This window comes from Microcoleus sp. K4-B3 (genome assembly GCF_036704615.1).
GTDB lineage: Bacteria > Cyanobacteriota > Cyanobacteriia > Cyanobacteriales > Microcoleaceae > Microcoleus.
Genome location: NZ_JAUBSF010000072.1, coordinates 1 through 21,034, shown reverse-complemented (window position 1 = coordinate 21,034; position 21,034 = coordinate 1). Strand labels below are relative to the sequence as shown.

The 21,034-nt window shown below is 43.9% G+C and carries 22 protein-coding genes; 8 read left to right on the top strand and 14 right to left on the bottom strand.

Annotation, left to right across the window (positions count from 1 at the left end):
- Positions 1–181: 181 nt before the first annotated feature.
- The 4 genes from QUA78_RS24090 to QUA78_RS24075 all read left to right on the top strand — a co-directional run bounded on the left by QUA78_RS24090 (position 182) and on the right by QUA78_RS24075 (position 3,781).
- Entirely contained in the window at positions 182–607 is a 426-nt protein-coding gene (locus tag QUA78_RS24090) for a DUF4359 domain-containing protein (RefSeq protein WP_333302320.1), read from the top strand.
- A 231-nt stretch (positions 608–838) separates the two neighbouring features.
- Positions 839–1,399: a TerD family protein gene (locus QUA78_RS24085; RefSeq protein WP_333399058.1), complete on the top strand. Its 561-nt coding sequence runs from the start codon at positions 839–841 to the stop codon at positions 1,397–1,399.
- A gap of 33 nt (positions 1,400–1,432) precedes the next feature.
- Positions 1,433–1,648, top strand: a complete 216-nt coding sequence (locus tag QUA78_RS24080; RefSeq protein ID WP_333302318.1) for a hypothetical protein — start codon at positions 1,433–1,435, stop codon at positions 1,646–1,648.
- A 153-nt stretch (positions 1,649–1,801) separates the two neighbouring features.
- A complete protein-coding gene (locus tag QUA78_RS24075; protein ID WP_333302317.1) occupies positions 1,802–3,781 on the top strand; it encodes a TerD family protein in 1,980 nt (659 codons plus the stop codon).
- Between the two features lie 12 nt (positions 3,782–3,793).
- Here QUA78_RS24075 and hpsP read toward each other — a convergent pair whose 3' ends face one another.
- Positions 3,794–4,972, bottom strand: coding sequence for a hormogonium polysaccharide biosynthesis glycosyltransferase HpsP (gene hpsP / locus QUA78_RS24070; RefSeq protein ID WP_333302316.1), 1,179 nt, complete (start codon positions 4,970–4,972; stop codon positions 3,794–3,796).
- Positions 4,973–4,984: 12 nt separating this feature from the next.
- On the opposite strand from hpsP, the gene QUA78_RS24065 reads away from it, so the two are divergent.
- Both QUA78_RS24065 and QUA78_RS24060 read left to right on the top strand, forming a co-directional pair.
- Positions 4,985–6,382: an ATP-binding protein gene (locus QUA78_RS24065; RefSeq protein ID WP_333302315.1), complete on the top strand. Its 1,398-nt coding sequence runs from the start codon at positions 4,985–4,987 to the stop codon at positions 6,380–6,382.
- Entirely contained in the window at positions 6,375–7,007 is a 633-nt protein-coding gene (locus QUA78_RS24060) for an RloB family protein (RefSeq protein WP_333302313.1), read from the top strand. Before QUA78_RS24065 ends, QUA78_RS24060 begins: the two co-directional genes overlap by 8 nt.
- Before the next feature lie 137 nt (positions 7,008–7,144).
- Here QUA78_RS24060 and QUA78_RS24055 read toward each other — a convergent pair whose 3' ends face one another.
- The 9 genes from QUA78_RS24055 to hisH all read right to left on the bottom strand — a co-directional run bounded on the left by QUA78_RS24055 (position 7,145) and on the right by hisH (position 15,156).
- Positions 7,145–7,402, bottom strand: coding sequence for a hypothetical protein (locus tag QUA78_RS24055; RefSeq protein ID WP_333302312.1), 258 nt, complete (start codon positions 7,400–7,402; stop codon positions 7,145–7,147).
- A 47-nt stretch (positions 7,403–7,449) separates the two neighbouring features.
- Entirely contained in the window at positions 7,450–7,629 is a 180-nt protein-coding gene (locus tag QUA78_RS24050) for a hypothetical protein (protein ID WP_190738631.1), read from the bottom strand.
- Positions 7,626–7,973: a hypothetical protein gene (locus tag QUA78_RS24045; RefSeq protein ID WP_333302311.1), complete on the bottom strand. Its 348-nt coding sequence runs from the start codon at positions 7,971–7,973 to the stop codon at positions 7,626–7,628. Before QUA78_RS24045 ends, QUA78_RS24050 begins: the two co-directional genes overlap by 4 nt.
- A gap of 44 nt (positions 7,974–8,017) precedes the next feature.
- Positions 8,018–9,187: a hormogonium polysaccharide biosynthesis glycosyltransferase HpsO gene (gene hpsO / locus QUA78_RS24040; RefSeq protein ID WP_333302310.1), complete on the bottom strand. Its 1,170-nt coding sequence runs from the start codon at positions 9,185–9,187 to the stop codon at positions 8,018–8,020.
- A gap of 31 nt (positions 9,188–9,218) precedes the next feature.
- Positions 9,219–10,193 (bottom strand): hormogonium polysaccharide biosynthesis glycosyltransferase HpsN, encoded by a 975-nt coding sequence (gene hpsN / locus QUA78_RS24035; protein ID WP_333302309.1) that lies wholly within the window; start codon positions 10,191–10,193, stop codon positions 9,219–9,221.
- A gap of 18 nt (positions 10,194–10,211) precedes the next feature.
- Positions 10,212–11,858 carry a glycosyltransferase family 39 protein gene (locus QUA78_RS24030; protein WP_333302308.1) on the bottom strand — a complete coding sequence of 549 codons (1,647 nt, stop codon included), beginning with the start codon at positions 11,856–11,858 and terminating at the stop codon, positions 10,212–10,214.
- 191 nt (positions 11,859–12,049) lie between these two features.
- A complete protein-coding gene (gene glmM / locus QUA78_RS24025; protein ID WP_333302307.1) occupies positions 12,050–13,510 on the bottom strand; it encodes a phosphoglucosamine mutase in 1,461 nt (486 codons plus the stop codon).
- Between the two features lie 256 nt (positions 13,511–13,766).
- Entirely contained in the window at positions 13,767–14,309 is a 543-nt protein-coding gene (gene rsmD, locus QUA78_RS24020) for a 16S rRNA (guanine(966)-N(2))-methyltransferase RsmD (protein WP_333302306.1), read from the bottom strand.
- A 211-nt stretch (positions 14,310–14,520) separates the two neighbouring features.
- Positions 14,521–15,156, bottom strand: a complete 636-nt coding sequence (hisH, locus tag QUA78_RS24015) for an imidazole glycerol phosphate synthase subunit HisH (RefSeq protein WP_333302305.1) — start codon at positions 15,154–15,156, stop codon at positions 14,521–14,523.
- Here hisH and QUA78_RS24010 point away from each other — a divergent pair.
- The gene (locus tag QUA78_RS24010; RefSeq protein ID WP_445302362.1) at positions 15,146–15,724 is read left to right on the top strand and encodes a pyroglutamyl-peptidase I family protein; all 579 of its coding nucleotides are present in this window, start codon (positions 15,146–15,148) and stop codon (positions 15,722–15,724) included. The two genes, hisH and QUA78_RS24010, sit on opposite strands and share 11 nt — an antisense overlap.
- 113 nt (positions 15,725–15,837) lie before the next feature.
- Here the strand turns inward: QUA78_RS24010 and QUA78_RS24005 are convergent, their stop codons facing one another.
- The 4 genes from QUA78_RS24005 to lgt all read right to left on the bottom strand — a co-directional run bounded on the left by QUA78_RS24005 (position 15,838) and on the right by lgt (position 19,260).
- Positions 15,838–16,320, bottom strand: coding sequence for a flavin reductase (locus tag QUA78_RS24005; protein WP_172190125.1), 483 nt, complete (start codon positions 16,318–16,320; stop codon positions 15,838–15,840).
- A 149-nt stretch (positions 16,321–16,469) separates the two neighbouring features.
- Positions 16,470–17,309, bottom strand: coding sequence for a dienelactone hydrolase family protein (locus QUA78_RS24000; RefSeq protein ID WP_333307049.1), 840 nt, complete (start codon positions 17,307–17,309; stop codon positions 16,470–16,472).
- A gap of 130 nt (positions 17,310–17,439) precedes the next feature.
- Entirely contained in the window at positions 17,440–18,246 is an 807-nt protein-coding gene (cobM, locus tag QUA78_RS23995; protein ID WP_333307051.1) for a precorrin-4 C(11)-methyltransferase, read from the bottom strand.
- Positions 18,247–18,366: 120 nt separating this feature from the next.
- Complete coding sequence (gene lgt / locus QUA78_RS23990) at positions 18,367–19,260, bottom strand: prolipoprotein diacylglyceryl transferase (protein ID WP_333307052.1); 894 nt, start codon at positions 19,258–19,260, stop codon at positions 18,367–18,369.
- Positions 19,261–19,625: 365 nt separating this feature from the next.
- Here lgt and rlmN point away from each other — a divergent pair, with 365 nt between their 5' ends.
- Positions 19,626–20,735 (top strand): 23S rRNA (adenine(2503)-C(2))-methyltransferase RlmN, encoded by a 1,110-nt coding sequence (rlmN, locus tag QUA78_RS23985; RefSeq protein ID WP_333399057.1) that lies wholly within the window; start codon positions 19,626–19,628, stop codon positions 20,733–20,735.
- Positions 20,736–21,034 lie beyond the last annotated feature (299 nt).

Here is a 21,034-nt window from a genome sequence, read left to right as displayed (position 1 = left end):
GATTATTTTCGAGATTTAGCGGATTTGTGGCAAAAAGGAAGGTAAAACGAAGGTGGGGAAGACAGAGACTTACTCGCAACTCGCCTCCAATCTAAAAACTGTCCTCTCCTTTCTGAAATCTGTTTCCGACGAAGTGTAGTTTAAATCAAGAGAAGCTTATAACTCAACGGGACTAAAAAAAATGATTATTGATAAACCAATGAATACTAACAAGTCAACTTCTAATTTTTTCGGCAACGTGGGAAAAGTTGCGATCGCCCTGACTCTTTTGGCTGCCGGCATGGCATTTACAAATCCTGGGAGAGACAAATACCTAAATTATGCTTCCGGCGTACTCCAAACCGAGTTGGAAAGCACTGTGTGCAAAGATTCTCGCGTGCCTAAAGCTTTGAGCGGCGTTGCAGATACTTTGCTCGGCAGTTGCAAGAATTTGCTGACTTCGCAGCGGGACACGATCGAAAGTTTGCTCGACAATACAACGCAGCGTCAAAATTTAGGTTTGGTCAGTATTTACACAACTGAATTAGGCAAAAAAAGCTATCAAACAGTTGGAGCTTTTGGTAATTTTGTTACCCTGCCACCTAGTTCTGAAAATCCTCAAAATTAGAGTCCAATTAAGTTCAATTGTAGAAACCGGGTTTTGTAGAAAGCCCGGTTTTTGCTTACGTAATTCTCTCTAATAAAATCTAAAGAAATTCGGATACAGGCAGGACATATTTTTAATCAAGCCCGGTATTAAAACCAGAACATTAAGTATTGTTAAAAATAAAAAGTTATCGTGCCACTTAATATTAACATGAACACTAAAGTTTGATATTTAACAAATAAGCAGATGGCAATGCAATTAAGTAAGGGTGAAAGATTTAATATCTCTCAAGAAGCGCCGGATTTAAAAAAAATGGCGATCGCCCTCGGTTGGCAGGTGACAGAGGCAGGACAAAGCTACGATATTGATGTCTCTGCGTTTATGCTAGGTGCTGACGGCAAAATACCTAACGATAAATATTTTATCTTTTACAATAATCTGCAATCCTTTGACAGTTCGGTACTACAATCGATTCCTGAAACAAACAACCAAGGTCAAGAGAATAAGACTATTTACGGCGTTATCTTAGAAAGAGTTAATCCTGAAATTGAGGAAATAACTTTTGTTGTCACTATTCACGATGCAGAGAAAATTAATGCAAATTTTAGCAATATCAAAAATGCTTTTATCAAAATTAGCAATTTGGATACGAAAAGCGAACTGGTTCGGTATGAATTAAAAGAGAATTTTTCGCGAGAGACTGCTGTAGAATTTGGTCGTTTGTATAGAAAGAATGGAGAGTGGAGATTTCAGGCGGTAGGAGCAGGATATCAGGCTGGATTGCAAAGTTTTGTTGACAAGTATTGCAGCTAAAACAGTAATAATATTGCTCCAATCACTCACGAGTTGGCAGCGGGAACAGCCGATGATTTGCAGTTCCCGGCTGGGAAGTTGGAGGTGAAGCCAGAACCGGAAGCGGAACAGTCTCGTCTGGAGCTTTTGGTAACTTTGTTACCTTGCTACCTAGTTTTGAAAATGCTCCAAACTAATGTCAAATTAAGTTCAATTGTAGAAACCGCTTGGGGCAGAAATCCCGGTTTTTACTTAGGTAATTCTCTCTAAGTAAATCTCAATAAATTCAGATACAGGCAGCAGATATTTTTAATCAAGCCCGCGATTAGAGAAACTCTGTTAAATTTCATTAATTAAATAACTTATTGTGCCACTTAACATTAAGATTAGGAGTATAAAATTTTAGGTTTAACAAATAAGTATATGGCAATGCAATTAAGTAAGGGTGAGAGATTTAATATCTCTCAAGAAGCGTCCGGTTTAAAAAAAATGGCGATCGCCCTGGGTTGGCAGGCGACAGAGGCAGGACAAAGCTACGAGATAGATGTCTCTGCGTTTATGCTAGGTGCTGACGGCAAACTACCTAACGATAAATATTTGATCTTTTACAATAATCTGCAATCCTGTGACGGTTCGGTACTGCAATCGATTCCTGAGAAAAACAACCGAGGTCAAGAGAATAAGACTATTTACGGCGTTATTTTAGAAAAAATTAATCCTGAAATTGAGGAAGTGACTTTTGCAGCCACTATTCACGAAGCACAGAAAATTCATGCAAATTTTAGCAATATCAAAAATGCTTTTATCAAAATTACCAATTTGGATACGGGAAGCCAACTTGTTCGGTATGAATTAAAAGAGAATTTTTCGCGAGAGACTGCTGTAGAATTTGGTCGTTTGTATAAAAAGAATGGAGAGTGGAGATTTCAGGCGGTAGGACAAGGATATCAGGCAGGATTGCAGAGTTTGGTTGACAAGTATTCCAGCGGAAATAGCAATAATATTGCTCCCATTAGTAGGGAGTTGACAGCGGGAACAGCAGCAGATGATTTGCAGTTGCCGGCTTGGGAGTTGGAGGTGGATTCAGAACCGGAAGCGGAACAATCTCCTCAGACTCGAAGGGTACAACCATCGCAAATTAACAATCAAGTTAATTCCCGAAGTCGCAAAATACCGCTAGCTATAGCGGCAGGTTTAGGGGTTTTGGTGTTGGGGACAGGTGCAGGGATGAGCGCCGTTATGCGATCGGGAAATGAAACGCTGAAGCAAGCGAAAATACTGGCAGTTGAAACGCAGAATGCAGGGAAAGTCACCGATGTAAATCTGCTCAGAAGTTTCGATCGACGACTTAAAGAAACGATCGCCAATTTAGAGAAAATTCCTAACTTCCCCGGCTTTGGGTATCAACAAGCTAGAGCAGATTTGCTGCAACTGCGCCCGAGTTTGGTTCCAGTAGCGCAAAACTTACAGGCGGCAGAAAGTCTAGAAAAAGCTCAACAATTGGCAATGGAAGCTGCTGTGATTGTGGTGCAAAAACCGCCTCATCCGATCGAAGTTTGGCATCAGTCGCAAAGTAAATGGCAACAGGCGATCGCACTTTTAGAAGCGATCGATTCACGTACACCTGTTTATAATCTAGCTCAAAATAAGTTATCTAATTACCGAGCCAATCGCGCTGTTATCAGTCAAAGAGTTGCGATCGCTCAAAAAGCTGCAAATTTCAGCAACCAAGGTTCTTTGAAAGTTCAAAAGGGAGATGTTGCGGGGGCGATCGCCAATTTTACTCAGGCTTTAGCGCTGAATCCGAACATACCTCAAGCTTACCTCGGATTGGGGATTGCTACTTCAAAACAGGGAAACAAGCAGCAGGCAATTTACAATTACGATCGAGCGCTGCAATTTAATCCTAACTTGGCAGAAGCTTATTTCGGTCGCGGTCAAGCATACTATGAATTGGGAAACAAGCAAAAGGCGATCGGCGATTACGAACAAGCTATTCGCGTTAACCCTAATTATGGTTTGGCTTATTTGGAACGAGGTGCTATTCGCTGTATGCTGGGAACAAAATCGCAAGCAGTAGCAGATTTTCAACAAGCGGGAGAACTTTTCTCAAAGCAAGGAGACGGAAATAATTACCAATTAGCACAAAGCTTTATTAATGATTGTCAAGAACCGAGTGTACAGGCTGCAATCTGCGATTATCGAAGGAACATAGACTCCTTCGGCAGACCCTGCGGTCGATCTGTTAATGTTCCGATTATAATTAGAAGAAAATCGGCGATCGCTACCTCAAGTTCGGGTTCTACTGATGTTAAAAGCAATAGCAGCCCCGAAAAAATAGCGCCGGAAAATTATGATAGCAGCAGCACCAGAACTCGCAGCAGGAGAAGAAGCAGAAGGTAAACCGCTGTGGCATTAGTTAGTAGATGACACAATCTGCTGGTAAGCATCGATGGTTTGTTGGGCGATCGCATCCCAGTTATAATACTTTTCGGCATACTTTTTGCCGTTCAATCCCCGCCGCTGGCGCTCCTGTGGATTCAGAAGTGCTGATTTGATTGAATTGGCGATCGCCCCTACTTCCAAAAGCCCCACCCAACCAGCTTCTGCTTGCTGTATATCTTCCGCAATATGTATGCGATCGGAAATTACGACAGGTACACCAGCGGCCATCGCTTCTGCTACAGCAATGCCAAAGTTTTCGTAGTAGGAAGGCAATACAAATAAGTCGGCTTTTCTCAATAGTGCAACTTTTGGATCGCCACTAACAAAGCCAGTGATTGTTGTAGATTGTCCTAAACTTGAATTTTGTATTTTTTCTTGAATTTTTGTTTCATAACCTGCATCTTGCGGATTGGAACCTGCTAAAATAAAATGAAAACTTATGCCTTCTGCTAAAAGACTTTCCAGTGCGGGAATTAGCAAATCTAACCCTTTTTTGGGTTCAATCCGCGACATAAATAATATTATTGGTATTTCAGAATCCGGCAATATATCAGAATAAAAATCTGCCCTCACCCCCAATGGAATTACCAAATCTTGTGGCACGGGCATCTTGCTTGTGCTATCCAAACCAAATCTTTCTGATATTTTAGCTTCTTGCTTGCTGGTGAAATGAATTGCTGCTGCATCTGCTAAATTAGGGCGTTCTAAAACTGCTGCATAAATCTGTTTTAAGCGCTTTTTTTTCTGCAAGTCTGCGGGGTCAAGCATACCGCAGGGACGGATAATATACGGTAAGTGGCGATATCTAGCAATTGTGGCAGCAAAGGTAGTTACCGGTGAGAATAAAGCGTGAATGTGGGCGAGGTCAAATTGTTGTGCATTTGCATTCAACCACTGCAATAACGAGAGAGAAAACTTATATCTACGAAACGGAGAACAGCGGAAGTAAATAATTTGATAGCCGTTTTGTTGTATTGGTTGATTTAGAGTCACATCTAAGGGACTTTGACCGATATCTCCGTTAGAATCTGTGGTGATAATTGTGACATCGATGCCTTTGCAAGCGAGGGCAGCAGAAAGTCCGAGTACCATTTGACTCGGCCCGCCGTAGACGAGGGAAATTGAGGGAATAATTTGGAGGATTCGCATGGTTAGCACTCGGTGTTAGCTGAGGTAGCTGGTTGTGTTATCATAGAAAGAATTGCAAATTTTGCACGTTATACTAATTTAGGCGATCGGAGGCAAGTTATGCTGATTGGATTCAGCGTCGGCAACTACAAATCTTTTAAAGAAACTGTCACCCTCAGCATGGTAGCCTCGTCAATTACTGAGGAAGACAAAGAGCTGAACGAAAATAATGTATTCCCAATTAATGATAAGTTAAGCTTACTCAAAAGTGCTGCTATTTATGGAGCTAACGCCAGTGGTAAGAGCAACCTTGTTGCTGCTATTAACTTTATGAAATGGTTTGTCCTCAACTCATCCAAAGAAACGCAAGTTTCAGACGCGATCGATATTGAAGCATTCAGGCTAAGTACGGAGACAGAAAAAGAGCCGTCTTTCTTTGAAATCGTTTTTCTACTAGAAGACAAAACTTTTAGGTACGGTTTTGAGGTGAACGCGCGGGAAGTTGTTTCTGAGTGGCTATTTCAAGCTGATGAAAGTGAAGAAAAAATGCTTTTTGAACGGGATTTTGACAATTATATATTAGATCATTTCCCAGAGGGACAAGGCATTAGCGATAAAACCCGAAGTAATGCTTTATTTCTTTCTGTAGTCGCACAATTTAATGGTAAACTTTCTGGCAAAATATTGCTGTGGTTCAGTAAAACTTTGCAATTGATATCAGGCTTGCAAGATAGACAATACCGCAAGGAAACCTTGGAGTCTTTCGAGAATGCTGGGCACAGACACGATATTATTGAATTTATCAAAAAATTAGACTTAGGTATTTTAGATATTTTTGAAATCACGATAAACATTCCACCTCCTGTATTTTTTATTTCTGATAATACAGCACAATACGGGGGTTCCTATAGTAGTTTATACCCTTATTCTGAAAGCAAAACTACAAGCAAAACTACGGTGTCCACATCTCACCCCAAATATGATGCTGATGGTAAGCAAACTTCTATGGAAATATTCGATATCGAAAAGCATGAATCCGAGGGAACAAACAAACTATTTGCATTAGCAGGCATTCTCCTGGATACTTTAAGAACAGGAAAAATTTTATTAATTGATGAACTTGATGCCAGACTGCATCCGCTGATTACTCGCGAATTAATCTGCTTATTCAATTCTAACGAGACTAATCCGCACAACGCACAGCTTATATTCACGACACACGACACAAACTTGCTCAACAGCAAGACTTTTCGCAAGGATCAAATATGGTTTACCGAAAAGGACAAAAAGGGCGCTACTGATTTGTACTCTTTGGTAGAGTATAAAGTAGGAAACAATGCCTCATTTGAGCGCGATTACCTGATCGGCAAGTATGGCGCTATCCCTTTTATTGGTAATTTTAAAGAACTAATAGGTGAACTTCATGAATAAAAAAAGTTCGTCTAGAAGAACAAATATTGATTACTACAATAGAAAGGTTAAAACTAGAAGATGGTTTTTAATCGTGTGCGAAGGTGAGAAAACAGAACCCAACTATTTTAAAAGTTTCCCGGTAGACTCAAAGGTAATTAAGCTTGATATGCAAGGAGAAGGAAAAAATACGAATAGTTTAGTAGAAAAAGCTATTGAGTTAAAAAACGACTCAGAATCCGACGAAACAGACCGATTTTGGTGTGTGTTCGATCGCGATAGAAACCCTAAAAATCCTAACGACTCACAAAATTTTAATTCAGCCATAACTCTTGCAAGAAATAACGGCATTGACGTAGCTTATTCAAATGATGCTTTTGAATTGTGGTATTTGCTGCACTTCCATTTTTATAAGACGGGAATTTCTCGCCAGGATTATCAAAATATGCTAACCAAGTTATTGGGACACAAGTATGAGAAAAACAGCGAGACAATTTATGAGGAACTAAAAGACAGACAGCAGGATGCAATTAAACACGCAAAACGGCTTTTAATTGAATACGATCGCCCCAATCCTGAAACTGACAATCCTTCAACAACAGTACATTTGCTAGTCGAAGAACTTAACAGTTTTATTCCTGATTGATGAGGAATTTTGGCAGTACATACATCTGATTATCAAAAGACCTCAGAAACCCGCTTTCTTCGTATATTTCTCGTGACTCGTCGCAAAACTCGTAGAAACCGGGTTTCTAGCCACCCCATGCTTAAGCCCTGCAACTTTCACTGCAATAAACTCAGAGAAAACTTATATCTACGAAACGGAGAACAGCGGAAATAAATAATCTGATAGCCGTTTTGTTGTATTGGTTCATTGAGAGGAAACTCTAAGGGAAGTTGACCGATATCTCCGTTAGAATCTGTGGTGATAATCGTCACATCAATGTTTTTGGCCGCGAGGGCCGCAGAAAGTCCGAGTACCATTTGACTCGGCCCGCCGTAGACGAGGGAAATTGAGGGGATAATTTGGAGGATTCGCATGGGGACTCGTTCTTTAAATCAACAAACCAACATATCCCATGACAAATTTAATTATCTGGAAAAGGCTGCCCGTCTAGCTGTTCAGCTTCCTCTCTCTTTGTGGCTGTAATTTGGGTATTATGAGCCATTGTCTTTGAAAATTCATACATTTCACTGGCTTTAGCTTCCGCAGCTTTCACAATTTCAAGGATTTCCAGGAGTTGACTTTCATCTGGTAATTGTTTCATGGCAATGCTTCTAATCTCTCAACTACTTTGTCAATCATAATTCTCGATTCTGGAGCCATATGTAGCAAGGTGGCTAAATAATCTCCTGCTTTTTGAACATCTTCATCGGGCACACCAGCCATCAATACATTGCTCACAATGTGCTCTGCTTGTAAGCGAACACCTGATACGCAGAATTGAAAATTACTGATCGAAGAAAAGTATTGCATCAGTATTTCATTTTCTGGAAAAAGAGACATTCCTGTTCTAAGTGCAAAAAGTCCCTGCGTGGCTTGGCGTTCGGTCTCGTGCAGTACCTGGTAGAGTTCGTCAACCAAAGAGCGTATGTCGGAAGGAATAGACATTTACTACAGCTTGATATTTAACACTTGCATTATACTGCTAAAAATTACAACAATTCTTTGTAAAATTCTAACAACTGCTCAGCTAAAGCTCTATTGGTATAATTGCTCATCGCTCTTTGATAACCCCGATCGCCCAAATCAGCAGCCAACTCCCGCCGCTGCATCAATTGCTGCAAACACTCGCGCAAAACCCCTGCATTTCCCTCTGGGAATATTAACCCCGCATCGCCGATGACGTGAGGAATTTCCCCGCAGTCGGAACCGATCACCGGAATTTGACAGGCCATCGCTTCAATTAAAACGTGACCGAATTGTTCTTTCCAGCCCACAGTGGTCAAAGTTTTGAATTTATAGCTGGTTTGCGAAGGCAATACCAAACAGTTCATTAAGTTAATGTAGGGGGGTATTTGCTCGTGGGAAACGCTTTCTACCCAGATTATTCGGTCGCTGATTCCCCATTCAATACATTTTTCGGCGATGTTCGTCCGCAAAATTCCTTGTCCTACTAACAGCCACTTCCAAGAGATTTTGTTCAACCCTGCCAAGGCTTCAGCTAAAGTCAACAGTCCTTTTTCTTCGACAAATCGCCCTACAAACCCTACCACAAAATCGGTCGGTGCAATGCCGAACCTGCGCGATAAATCAGCGTCTTTAGCAGTAGGGCGAAACAAAGTTTCATCTACTCCGAGTTGTGGCATTACTTTCACCGCACCTTGATAGCCCCGCTGACGCAAAATTCTAGCTCCATCTAGGTTGCCTGCAATAATTCCGTCGGTGTGCTGAAGATTGTAATTTTCTAATACTGAAACAGGCCAATTCAATTGATAAGGCAGATTCCACCAGGTAAATAATATATTTTTTGCTTGGAGTTTGAGCAGTTTATTTAGTAATATTAACTGAGCGCAAGCGATAGATTTTGAACCTTGTTCAACTTGAATTATCTGCGGTTGAATTTTCTGCAAAAGTTCAATTAAATCTGTACCAAAAGTTAGCAATCCTTGATTGTTTTGACTAAAGTTGGAGACTGGGACTACTTTAAATGAAGCATTTTGATAAAATTGCGTTTGTATAATTTTATTTTGTACACCTCCGGGTTTCCAACGCTGCGGCACTACAACTGTTACTTCTATATCGGGCTCTAGGTTGGCTAATATCTTGAATTTTTCCCGGTTAATGTCCACAATATAGGTGTGACTGGCAACGAGAATTCTCATTTATTGGGAAGGGCGAATGGGGAATAGGTAATTATTGAGCGTTAATCTTGTCTTGATGGCTGTAACTTTGTCCGTCATTCCACAGAGATTGAATTACTGTATTTATAGCACTGAGAAAACCCAGGATATAAAAAGCAAATCTAGTTAGGATTTTAATAGGCGAGTGGCTTTTATAACAAGGCGGATTTCCTAAAACGTGGCAGTCAAAGAGTTTCGCAAAAAATCGCAGGCATTGAAAGGCTGTTAAATTTTTCAATCCCATGAGGAAATGGTTGTGATAAAATGTGACTTGATATTCGATCGATCGCGTACTGACATCGTGACATCCGCCGCTCTCTTCCCCAAAGTGAACTAAACACGCATTGGGATCGTACCAAATTTTCATGCCAGTCGATCGCAATCTCAAACAAAAATCCGACTCCTCCCGCACCGCACTCCCTGCAAACCGCTCGTCAAACCTCAGCCCCCATTCGGCAAAAACCTGCCGGCGAAATGACATATTGCAGCCTCTAGCCGAGAGCACCTGCTGCGGTTTGACTGTATGCACCAAATCAATAAAATACCAGGCAATCCCGGCATCCATCGCTTCTGAGGGCAAATATTCGATCGCCAAATCCCCTCCAGAATTATCCAGTTTCATTCTGTCAAAAACCCGGCCCGCCACACATCCCACATCGGGTTTTTCTAAATAGTTGTCAGCGTGAGCAGCCAAAAAACCCTCTGGCAATTGTACATCATCATCAATAAATAAAATAATCTCTCCAACTGCGCGCCGCACTGCATAATTTCGAGCAGCAGGTAAACTCGCCCAATCTACTCTAAACCAGCGAATTTTCCCAGCATTTGCCAATTCGTGTAAATAAACTTGAGTTTCTGATTCGTGGTTGCGAGTTTGATCGATTACCAGCACTTCAAAATTCGGGTAATTTTGCCGAATCGCATCAGCCAATGTCTCTCGCAGAGGTTGCTCGCGGTTGTAGGTAGGTATCACAACAGAAATCATCATTTGCAGTTGCCACTTTCATTATTTCTCTACACGCCAAAGCCAGACATCGCCTGGTTTGTAAATTGGTGTGATTTTATATTTTTGCACTTTTTCTAGTTCAAATTGCAATGCTTCTGTAGCTCGGTAGAGAAATACATCGCTAAAACCATCAGGAATTTTAACTTGCTCGGGTTTAACTGCCAGCAAAAGTTGTACTTGCGGCTTTAGCAGATAGCTGACAGACAGTATTTTCCCTGTGATGTTGTTGCCTCCGTGAGTGATTACTAAAGGTTTTTTGGCTTGATTGATAATCGCGGCTACTTGGGGATTGTATTTAGTGCTAGAAGGATACTTGTTCCACCAAAGTTGTGACTGTGAGCTGACGGCACAAGAAACTATTCCACTCGATATTAGCGCTATTAAACCGAGCTGCCACAGCTTTTGTTGTCGGGGATTGGTGGCGGCTGCAATTTTAGCGGTGAATAGGTAGGCAACAGCTATCTGGATTGCTAAAATATAGGGAACCAGATAGCGATCGGCAACGCCTCGCACGGCTATCAATACTATCGCTGTAATTCCGATCGCTGTCAAGACAAACAGCCAAACTCGTTTGGGAGTTGAGCGGCAGAGTGAGTATATTGAATGTGCGATCGCTAACAGTAATACGGCCACTACAATCAGTCTGATTAAAGTTGTAGCAATACCGCTCGAACACAATTTGATAATTCCGCCCGCCCAATGCGTGTCGATAAACATTCGGCCGGTGATGAGAATTAAAGGTTTAAGTGAAGACATCAAAGACAGGGAAAGGCGGGGCAAGCCTACTGTTGCCTCGATTTTTGACGCGTTATAAAGTAATACCCAAATCCAAGGAGCAAAAAGAATTATTGCTATCGCGGTAGCTACTAAATAAGTAATTAATGTTTTGCCAAAGCGCCAATTTTCCTTGATAATTACATAGATACCGTGGGCGAATACTACTAAAAAAAATAATAAACTAGAATACAGTCCTAAAGTCAGGGCGATCGCATAAATAGACCAAACAGCTTTGCTCAATTTAGATGTGGCGGGATAATTTTGTAGGGCGATCCTCTTCGAGGGCTTCGCTAACGCCCGCAGCAGAATTGCATTCGACAGCAAGACGAGGACTGCAAACATCATGTACGGTCTTGCCTCTTGCGCGTACAAGACGTGAAAAGGTGAAACAGCGACGATTGTAACAGCCACCCATCCCGCAGACGCAGAGCGAAATAATTCCCAGCACAGCCAATAAACGCTGGGGAAAACTAACAAACTAATCCAAGCTGAAAGACTTCTGACAGTCGCCACTTGCGGACCGAACAACTGCACCCAAAATCGGGCTAAAATAAAATACAGCGGCGACAGTTGAGGTTCTTCTGTAGCTAAACCTTTAACAGTATCCAACCAAGTCTTTTCGGGATTTATCTGCTGGTATTTCTCCTGCAAATCTTCGACGCTAATTATTTTTCCTTGAAAATCTTGCTGCACCATTTCCGTCCAGGTGTAGCCAGAAATTCGCAGCGAGGTGATAGATTCGTCGAACGAGTAGACTTTGCGATCCAGATTAGTAAAGCGAAAAAATATCCCTGTTATTAATATGACGACAATTAAAATTTTTAAAAAAATTCGATGCAGCCGCCCATTTTGAATTGATTTGGTGTTCATACAATCAGAAATGGGGAAATGAAGAAAGAAAGATTTAGTTATTGAGGAGAGAGGGAATAAGCAGGAGGGAATAAAGAATGAGAAATTGGTTTCAATATCCCCTATATTTATCTAGAGGCTTCTTTATTCTGCTTTCTTCATTATTCCTTCTTGCTTCTCCCTTCTGCCTTCAGATTAATTCCCCATTTCCATCAGATAGCTATGTGTTGCTGAACGGCTAAAACTAAATTTTCAGTCCAGAAATTAGCCAATTCGGCGCTGGCAGCTTCCACCATAACTCGGATTAGCGGTTCAGTGCCAGAAGCGCGCACCAAAACCCGTCCCTGTTCTCCCATTGCTGTTGTAGCACGTTCGATCGCATTTTGCATTGCTTCGCACTCGTGCCATTTCAAGCGTTTTTCGCGATCGTCCACCCGAATATTTCGCAGCAACTGCGGATAAGTTTGGAAACTGCCACTTACCAATTGTGCCAAAGATTGCCCGGACTGGCGCACCAGCGAAGCCAAATGCAAAGCTGTCAGCAAACCGTCGCCGCTGACACCGTAATGCGGACAAAGAATGTGTCCCGACTGTTCGCCGCCCAACATCGCACCGGTGCGCTGCATTTCAGCGTGAACGTACTGATCTCCCACGTTGGTTCTAGTTAGTTTGCCCCCCAATTCTTCCCAAGCTCGCTCGAAGCCGAGGTTAGCCATTACAGTAGAAATAATTAAATTGGACGGTAACTGTTGGGAGTCGCGCAACTGCCGGCCCCACAGATAAAGAATGTAATCGCCGTCAATCGATCGACCTTGGTTGTCAACACCCAAAACTCGATCGGCATCGCCGTCAAAAGCAAATCCCAAATCAGCATTGTGTTCCAAAACCGCCGCTTGCAAACTGTCGAGATGAGTAGAACCGCAGTTAACATTAATACGATCGCCATCAGGAGAGTCGTGCAAACAGATCACCTCCGCCCCCATTTGCGCGAACACCGCCGGCCCCAAACCCGCAGCCGCCCCCCAAGCCAAATCCAAAACTATCCGCATTCCCTCCAAATTCATCTGTTGCAGCGAATCACAGAGCGAAGTGGCATAATCTTTAACCAACTCAGAGCGATGGTAGTGGTGTCCCCAAGCCAAGCTAGCAACCGGAACTTTTGCCCCCCGGATTCCCGCTTCGATTTGTTCCTGCAAATGCTGCGACAGCTTGGAGCCGTTTGAGCCGAAAAATTTAATGCCGTTGTCTTCTGGGGGATTGTGAGAAGCCGAAATCATCACTCCGCCGACCGACTCCGAAACGCTTGCCAGATAAGCAACGCAGGGAGTGGGACACAATCCCAAATTCCACACTTCTAAACCGGCGGCCGTCAAACCCGCTGACAGTGCCATTGCCAGCATATCGCTGGAATTCCTGCTGTCTTGCCCCAAAATCACAGGCCCCTGGTTGGGGGTATTTTGGCGTAGAACTTGTCCAGCCCAGAAGCCCACTTGCAAGGCTAGGGGTGCATTCAGCAATTCTCCAACTTTCCCGCGAATGCCGTCTGTGCCGAAGAGTTTGGTATTTGGCAGGGAGAGGCTATTTCCCAGCAGAATCGTATCCAGTTTGGCTGGCTGTACCGAGTTAACAGCCGGAAACTCGCTGCCACGAGGGCGCGAAGGTGTCTGAACCATATTCACTCCTTTAGGAATATTCACACTCACACTTTGGGTTCATGTTACAACTGAAAGTCTTTATTTTCAGCCTAAACTCGATTTATTTCGTCAATTGCTGAGGCAACTTGCTCTGACAACCTACGCACAAAGCTTAACTTCATCGGAAAAATTTGTATTGTATCCAAGGGAAAAACTTTTAGTCCCGGGCGCGCCAACGCCATGAAACCCGGTTTCTTTCTGTCTCCAGGAGTGAGGCTGCTGCTGTTTGAGCCTGTCAGCCACTGCGTGTGTAGAAGGTTAATGCTGTATTGCCGTATATTTTATGGCGGCAAATTTCTAACCCGGAAATCGCTTGTGTCGATCGCTCCGGGCTGTGTTCGACGGCCATTTCGCCGTTTGGTGCTAGCATTCCTTGGCTGGCGATCGTGTTTAACACAGGTTCGTACAAGTCGCTGGCGTAGGGCGGATCGAAGTAAATGCGATCGAACTGCTGCCCCGCTAGTACCGCCAATTTCGCCGTCGCGTTTCCCCGCAGTATTTGGAATGTTTGGGACGAGTCTGCTACTTGCTCCCAGTTTTCGCGGATAATCGCACAAGCTTTCGCCGACTGTTCGATGCCAGTGACACTCGCGGCTTGACGACACAAAGCTTCTGCACCCATCGAACCGCTGCCGGTACAAATGTCAAGCCATCTGCAATCTGCGATCGTCCCTTGCCAAATATTAAATAAAGCTTCTCTGACTCGCGAAGGTGTAGGGCGAGTGGCGAGTCCCGGCAGGGTTTTTATTTGGCGATTGCCACAGATTCTTAAAGTCATTTAGGAAGAAGGAAGTTCGGCAACGGATTTTGTAACGGATGTAACGGATGTAACGGATGTGAGGAAGAAGAAAGTTCGGCAACGGATTCTGTAACTGATGTAACTGATGTGAGGAAGAAGGAAAAAGGAAGAAGGAAGAGGGAAGAAGACTTTTAAAAATGTCAAACCCGGTTTCGGCAATCTACCGGGTTTTTTTTAAGATTCATGCCACCTAAGCAGGTACTTTTTCCCTCACCAGACTGACAAAATTTGACAGCATTTGCAATCCCGTACTCGAAGACTTTTCCGGGTGAAATTGCACCGCCATCAGATTGTCTTTAGCTATAGCCGCCGTCACGTTTTGACTGCCGTGAGTCACCATTGCCGATCGCACTTCCCAATCAACTGGATCGACATAATAAGAATGCACGAAATAAACCCAAGGATCAGACGGTAAATTTTGCCACAGCGGCAAATCCGGCTGAGTAAATTGCAATTGATTCCATCCCATGTGCGGAATTGTCAAACCCGGTTCCGAGCGAAATCGGCGCACTTTTCCCGCAATAACGCCCAATCCCGGTTCTACGCCTTCTTCGGAACTTTCAAACAGAATTTGCAAACCCAAACAAATGCCTAAAAAAGGTTTCCGCGAGGCGATCGCCCTTTTTATCGGTTCTATCAAATTGCGCGATCGTAAATTCTGCATTGCCGGGTCAAACGAACCAACTCCCGGCAAAACCACCGCATCAGCCTGCTCGATTATAGCAGGAGAATCTGTAATTTTTGGCACTGCACCCACATTTTCCAAGCCTTTACAGACCGAGTGCAGATTGCCCATGTCATAGTCCACTACTGCAATGACAGACATTGACTTACTTGCCTTATATTATCAATATCAGTATTATTGCACAAATATGACGGCGAAAATCCTGCTAACCTCATTTGATACTTGGCTTCCCCATCAGCAATCCAACTCTTCGGACGACTTATTAGCCAAGATTTCCCAGATAAAATCTTTGCCTGATTCCCTGACTTTTTTGAGGAAACTGCCAGTAGATTTCCAGCTAGCACCTAATTTAGCGATCGCCCAAATCAACCAACTTCAACCAGACACTATTATCTGCTGCGGCATGGCCGAAAGTCGGCAAAAATTAACCGTAGAATCCTGCGCTTGCTGCGATAGCGACATTCTGAAAACAGCAGTTAATCTCGAACCGCTAGTCGCTGATTTAGCTGCAACAGAAATCAGTCACGAAGCCGGAAAATTTGTTTGCGAAGCCCTGTATTATGCGGTTTTAAAACATATTTGCGATTCTCAAATAGCCGCTAAATATATTTTCGTCCACGTACCAATTTTAACTCCAGACAACACTGACAGAATTGTCGCCGATTTTTTATTAGTTATGCGTCGCCTAACTCTCGCAATTAATAAATAGGTCGCTCTAATTCAACATAAAAATTTATTTAGTATTCAGAAACCCGGACTTTTAAAGAAACCGGGTTTCTCAGTGTTAGTTTTTTTTACTAACAACTGCCAACTGCCAAGTCTTTAGCCACCGTAATTCCAACCGGTGCTTTCTAGCAGCAACGGATTCCCTTCTCGGTGGACGCCGGCGGCCAAAACTTCTCCCACATAAACCGTGTGATCCCCGTGTTCCACAGCACCGACAACTTTGCACTCGATGTAACCCAGAGAATCCGAGATAATCGGACAACCAGTTTCCGCGCCGGGATAAAATTCTACATCCTCAAATTTATTGCCAACGCGGCGCTGCTGCTTGAAGAATTTCTGGGCTAAGTCTTTTTGACCTGCTTCTAGGAAACTTAAAGCAAAGACACCGCTGGCTTTGATCATGCTGTGGGATTTGGAGTCTTGCTTGACGCAGTTGACAACTAAGGGAGGGGTAAAGGAAGATTGCATCACCCAGCTAGCGGTGAAACCGTTGACTTCCTCCCCGTCTTTGACACCGCAGATGTACAATCCGTGAGGGATTTTCCGCAAGATGGTCTTTTTAGCTTGTTCGTCTAGCACGGGCTTACCTGTTCGATCGATAATTCTACACCGCTCAGTTTACCAATGTCGGGTTCACAAACCCACCTGTCTTAAGGGCTATTCGCTAATATTGCCTTTTTAGCTCCCAAACTTGACACCAGTTTTAAGTCAAAATTAACAACTCAAAACTATTGTGCAACTCCGTGCTTTTTAAACCAATCTTGCAGCCGTTTCCAAGCATCCTCAGCTTCTTTTTCCCGGTAACTGGGGCGATAGTCAGCGTTAAAACCGTGGGGCGTATCTGGATAAAGCACAATTTCGGAACCGCTGCTGCCAGTTTTGAGAACTTGGCGCATTTTCTCGACTGTATCGTTGGGAATTGACTCGTCTTTGCCGCCGTAAAGCCCCAATACAGGCACTTTCAAAGTTGCTGCAAGGTCGATCGGCTGTTTGGGAGTTAAAGCCGTAGAATTGCCAACCAAACGCCCGTACCAAGCCGCTCCAGCTTTGACTTTCGGGTTGTGGGAAGAATACAGCCAAACCATTCTGCCACCCCAGCAAAATCCTGTAATTCCTAACTTATTAATATTGCCTTTTCCTGACTTTTGTGCCCACTCTACGGTAGCATCTAAATCGGACATAGCTTGAGCGTCGGGAACTTTCGAGACAACTTTACTAATAATTTCTTGGATGTCGGTGATTTTAGAAACATCACCTTGACGGGCAAACATTTCTGGGGCGATCGCTAAATAACCTAATTTAGCAAAACGGCGGCAAATATCTTGAATGTGGGCGTGAACTCCGAAGATTTCTTGAATTACTAAAATTACTGGAAAATTGCTGCCGCTGGCTGGCATTGCTCTGTAGGCTGGAATTTGCCCGTCTTTGACAGGAATTTTTACCTCACCTGCTGTTAAACCAGCAGCATCGGTATTGATAACGGCAGCCGCAATAGGATGAACTGCTAAGGCAAATCCGGCGCTTAATGCGGTGACAGTAATAAATTGTCTGCGAGTTAAATCAGTCATGGCGATTTTAGATTTTAGATTTTAGATTTTAGATTGGGGAATTGAGAATTGGTAATTGGTAATTGGTTATTTCATAATTGCTCCTTATTCCTTCTTTCTTCTTTCTTTTTCCTGACATCCGTTACATCCGTTACAAAATCCGTTGCCGAACTTCCTTCGATGGTCGGAAAAGCCGATCGTGCTCTGGATGGTACAAGCGCGATCGCCCTTCTGCTGATTTTCCCAACGCCGGACTAATAACGTACATTGTCGTTCTGATCAAATTATTTTCGCGCGTAGCAGCGGCCATTTTGTCAAGGGGAACTAGCACAATTTTTTCATCTGGCCAGCCCAACCGATAACAAATCGCTACAGGTAAATCCGATGGGTAATGTTCCATCAATTTAGCTTGAGCCTGTTCGACATGGCGGGCGCTCAAATACAGGCACAAACTCGCTTGATGAGCCGCTAAACTCGCCAATTCTTCGCGTTCGGGTACTTCGGTTCTGCCGCTAATTCGCGTCAAAATAATTGTCTGCACAACTCCCGGAACTGTCAACTCAATTTTAAGTTTAGCCGCCGCAAGTTGGAAAGCGCTAATTCCCGGGATTACCTCAAAAGCAATTCCCTCGGAGGCCAAAGCTTGCATTTGTTCGCCGACGGCCCCGTAGAGACAGGGATCGCCGGAATGGAGGCGGACGACGCTTTTTCCGGCGCGCACTCGTTGCACCATCAAAGGTACAATCTCTTCGAGGGTCTTATCTGCAGTTTGGATCGCTTCAGCATCCGCGCGTACCCCCTGCAAAATTTGCTCTGGGACTAAGGAATCAGCAAATAATATAACATCGGCTGCAGCCAGTAATTTTTGAGCCTTAACAGTCAACAAATCCGGGTCTCCCGGCCCTGCACCTACAATGTATACCCCTGGAATTAGGGCTTCAATCTCTGTCAAACTCATTGCTGCTAAAAAATTTGCTAAATTTACGGACGCTTCCGGATGTACCTATTTTGGTTGGAAGTAAGAGATGGTAGATGCACCCTGGTTTTGAACCCTAGAGACTAACCTCTCTGGGGTTTTTTATTGATCCTCTGGCAATTTCGGAGCGATCTTTGACCGATCGTTATTGGGGGAGACAACATCGGGCAAAGGTCGATCGAGCACATAAAGCCAAGTCAACCCGCCCAACCCTAAAACAATCCCAGTCAAGCTTACCATCTGTGCAGCCCGCAGCGGCCCGAACATCAAACTATCAGTTCGCAACCCTTCAATCCAGACTCGACCGGAACTGTAAGCTGCGATGTAAACCAAAAATAAAGCACCAATTTTCAAGCGAATTTTGCCCTGCAAATCGCGGAAAAACAAAGTTAGAAGCAACCCAAATACTGTCAAATTCCACAGGGATTCGTATAGAAATGTGGGGTGGAAGTATTCAAAATTAGCATATGCGGGCGGGCGGCTGTTTGGGGGAATATAAAGTTTCCAAGGCAAATCCGTAGGACTGCCAAAAGCTTCGGAGTTAAAGAAATTTCCCCAGCGTCCCATCGCCTGACCGAGAATTGCCGAAGGCGCGATTAAATCTGCCAATTGCCAAAAAGAAACTCGCTGGATTTTCGCAAAAATTAAAGCTGCGATCGTTCCACCCAAAATCGCCCCGTGAATGGCAATTCCGCCTTTCCAAATCGCAATAATATCTTCAGGCCTCTGGGCGTATTGCGGCCACTCGAAAGCCACGTAGTAAATTCGAGCGCAGGGAATAGCGCCCAGAACCAGCCAAATTGCCAAATCACCCAACAATTCCGGGTTGACGCGGCGTTTTTGGGCCAAGTATTGGGACAGGCTGACCCCAATCAAGACGGCAGAAGCTATTAACAGCCCGTACCAGCGAATGGCTACGGGGCCAAGTTGAAAGATAATTGGGCCCGGCGATGTAAATTGAAACGCTAAGGGCAGCGCAAGAATATTTAGCACCATAAAATTTGCATTAATTGTGATGGAAAGCTGTCAAATTTGCACACCCTTTAACAAACTCCAGAGTTTATTTTAGGTGGCTGCGGTCATTTACACGCAATTTTTGGGGAATTTTACCAAATATTAACTGGATTCTTGATTTTGCAGATTGCTGTCTGGAGTTTTTTTTGTGAGTCCACAATAAGATACCCCTAACCCCCTTTTTTAAGGGGGGAACCGGATTATTCTTAAACTTCCCCTTATTAAGGGATTTAGCCGGATCGAGATTCCGCCTTCTGCTTTCTGCATAAGTGCCTTCTGGAGGATTAACGGCCGCTTTGGTCGAGAAGTTTTAATATAGAGGGTGGCTTTCAATTTTGTGATGACCTATGTCTCCTACCTCCGTTTCTCAGGTGTACTCTTCTGGTAATTCCAGGGGCGCGAATCAGTCTCGCAAGACTGCTGCTTTGGCTGTTGAGTCGGGTAAAATTCCGCCCTTGCTGGGGGCGAGTTTAGCTGAGTTAACGGAGTGGGTACAGCAGCAGGGACAACCGGCTTATCGGGGAAAGCAGTTGTACCAGTGGATTTATGAGAAAGGTGCGCGATCGATCTCTGACATTTCTGTATTCTCGAAACAGTGGCGCGAGACTGTTGCTAAAATTCCGATCGGGCGATCGACTATTCACTATCGATCGGTCGCACCAGACGCCACGGTAAAGTATCTCTTAAAATTGGCAGACGGTCAAATTATTGAAACAGTAGGCATTCCCACCGAAAAACGGCTGACTGTGTGCGTCTCAGCGCAAGTTGGCTGCGCGATGGGATGCGACTTTTGCGCTACCGGAAAAGGCGGTTTCAAGCGCAATTTAGAAAAACACGAAATCGTCGATCAAGTCTTGACTGTACAGCAAGATTTCGGCCGCCGAGTCAGCCACATCGTATTTATGGGAATGGGCGAACCCCTGCTGAATTTCGATAATGTTGTAGCTGCTGTCAAGTGTTTAAATCAAGACGTAGGAATTGGACAGCGCAATATCACCATTTCCACAGTAGGAATTCGCAATCGCATCAGCCAACTAGCCGAACATCAACTGCAAGTTACCCTCGCCGTCAGCCTCCACGCTTCTAATCAAAGATTGCGTGAAGAGTTAATTCCTAGCGCCCGCCCTTATCCTTTGGGTGAGTTAATCGCAGAATGTCGGGAATATGTGCGATCGACTGGACGCAGATTGAGTTTTGAATACGTACTTTTAGCAGGTGTGAATGACTTGCCGGAACACGCAGCCGAGTTAGCAACTCACTTGCGCGGTTTTCAGTGTCACGTCAATTTGATTCCTTACAATCCGATTCAGGAAGCTGAATATAAGCGACCGACTCCCAATCGAATTAATAGTTTCGTTGCGACTTTGAAGGAAAAGAAAATTGCAGTTAGCGTGCGGTATTCTCGCGGCTTAGAAGCAGATGCCGCCTGCGGACAATTGCGGGCATCCGAGGTTTAGGATTGGATTTTTAATCCCTAAAAATTGTCGTATGGTGCGTGAGTTCTGAGATGTTGCACCATTCTCAATTAGCCTTTTGCGGGCGGGCAGGATGCCCACCCCACAAGAAGAAAACTCCATCTTTGTGGAACAGGCATCTTGCCTGTTCTTAAGAATGGTACAAGATGTGAGTTAGACCGCGTTATTTTATCAATCATCGATAAACTAAATTGTGACCGAAACCATCCAGGATACAAGCCCCCGGATTCATCCGTCCAGAAATAAAAAACCTGTATCCGATAAAGGAGCCCCCGAATTTA

What these genes read in the sequence shown, in the direction of transcription:
- QUA78_RS24055 (WP_333302312.1), bottom strand. Translation starts at nt 7,402, where the DNA reads ATGCGAATCCTCCAAATTATCCCCTCAATTTCCCTCGTCTACGGCGGG.
- QUA78_RS24085 (WP_333399058.1), top strand. Translation starts at nt 839, where the DNA reads ATGCAATTAAGTAAGGGTGAAAGATTTAATATCTCTCAAGAAGCGCCG.
- QUA78_RS24060 (WP_333302313.1), top strand. Translation starts at nt 6,375, where the DNA reads ATGAATAAAAAAAGTTCGTCTAGAAGAACAAATATTGATTACTACAAT.
- hpsP (WP_333302316.1), bottom strand. Translation starts at nt 4,972, where the DNA reads ATGCGAATCCTCCAAATTATTCCCTCAATTTCCCTCGTCTACGGCGGG.
- rlmN (WP_333399057.1), top strand. Translation starts at nt 19,626, where the DNA reads ATGTCTCCTACCTCCGTTTCTCAGGTGTACTCTTCTGGTAATTCCAGG.
- QUA78_RS24045 (WP_333302311.1), bottom strand. Translation starts at nt 7,973, where the DNA reads ATGTCTATTCCTTCCGACATACGCTCTTTGGTTGACGAACTCTACCAG.
- hpsO (WP_333302310.1), bottom strand. Translation starts at nt 9,187, where the DNA reads ATGAGAATTCTCGTTGCCAGTCACACCTATATTGTGGACATTAACCGG.
- glmM (WP_333302307.1), bottom strand. Translation starts at nt 13,510, where the DNA reads ATGGTTCAGACACCTTCGCGCCCTCGTGGCAGCGAGTTTCCGGCTGTT.
- hpsN (WP_333302309.1), bottom strand. Translation starts at nt 10,193, where the DNA reads ATGATGATTTCTGTTGTGATACCTACCTACAACCGCGAGCAACCTCTG.
- QUA78_RS24030 (WP_333302308.1), bottom strand. Translation starts at nt 11,858, where the DNA reads ATGAACACCAAATCAATTCAAAATGGGCGGCTGCATCGAATTTTTTTA.
- QUA78_RS24090 (WP_333302320.1), top strand. Translation starts at nt 182, where the DNA reads ATGATTATTGATAAACCAATGAATACTAACAAGTCAACTTCTAATTTT.
- rsmD (WP_333302306.1), bottom strand. Translation starts at nt 14,309, where the DNA reads ATGACTTTAAGAATCTGTGGCAATCGCCAAATAAAAACCCTGCCGGGA.
- cobM (WP_333307051.1), bottom strand. Translation starts at nt 18,246, where the DNA reads ATGAGTTTGACAGAGATTGAAGCCCTAATTCCAGGGGTATACATTGTA.
- lgt (WP_333307052.1), bottom strand. Translation starts at nt 19,260, where the DNA reads ATGGTGCTAAATATTCTTGCGCTGCCCTTAGCGTTTCAATTTACATCG.
- QUA78_RS24000 (WP_333307049.1), bottom strand. Translation starts at nt 17,309, where the DNA reads ATGACTGATTTAACTCGCAGACAATTTATTACTGTCACCGCATTAAGC.
- QUA78_RS24010 (WP_445302362.1), top strand. Translation starts at nt 15,146, where the DNA reads ATGACAGACATTGACTTACTTGCCTTATATTATCAATATCAGTATTAT.
- QUA78_RS24075 (WP_333302317.1), top strand. Translation starts at nt 1,802, where the DNA reads ATGGCAATGCAATTAAGTAAGGGTGAGAGATTTAATATCTCTCAAGAA.
- QUA78_RS24050 (WP_190738631.1), bottom strand. Translation starts at nt 7,629, where the DNA reads ATGAAACAATTACCAGATGAAAGTCAACTCCTGGAAATCCTTGAAATT.
- hisH (WP_333302305.1), bottom strand. Translation starts at nt 15,156, where the DNA reads ATGTCTGTCATTGCAGTAGTGGACTATGACATGGGCAATCTGCACTCG.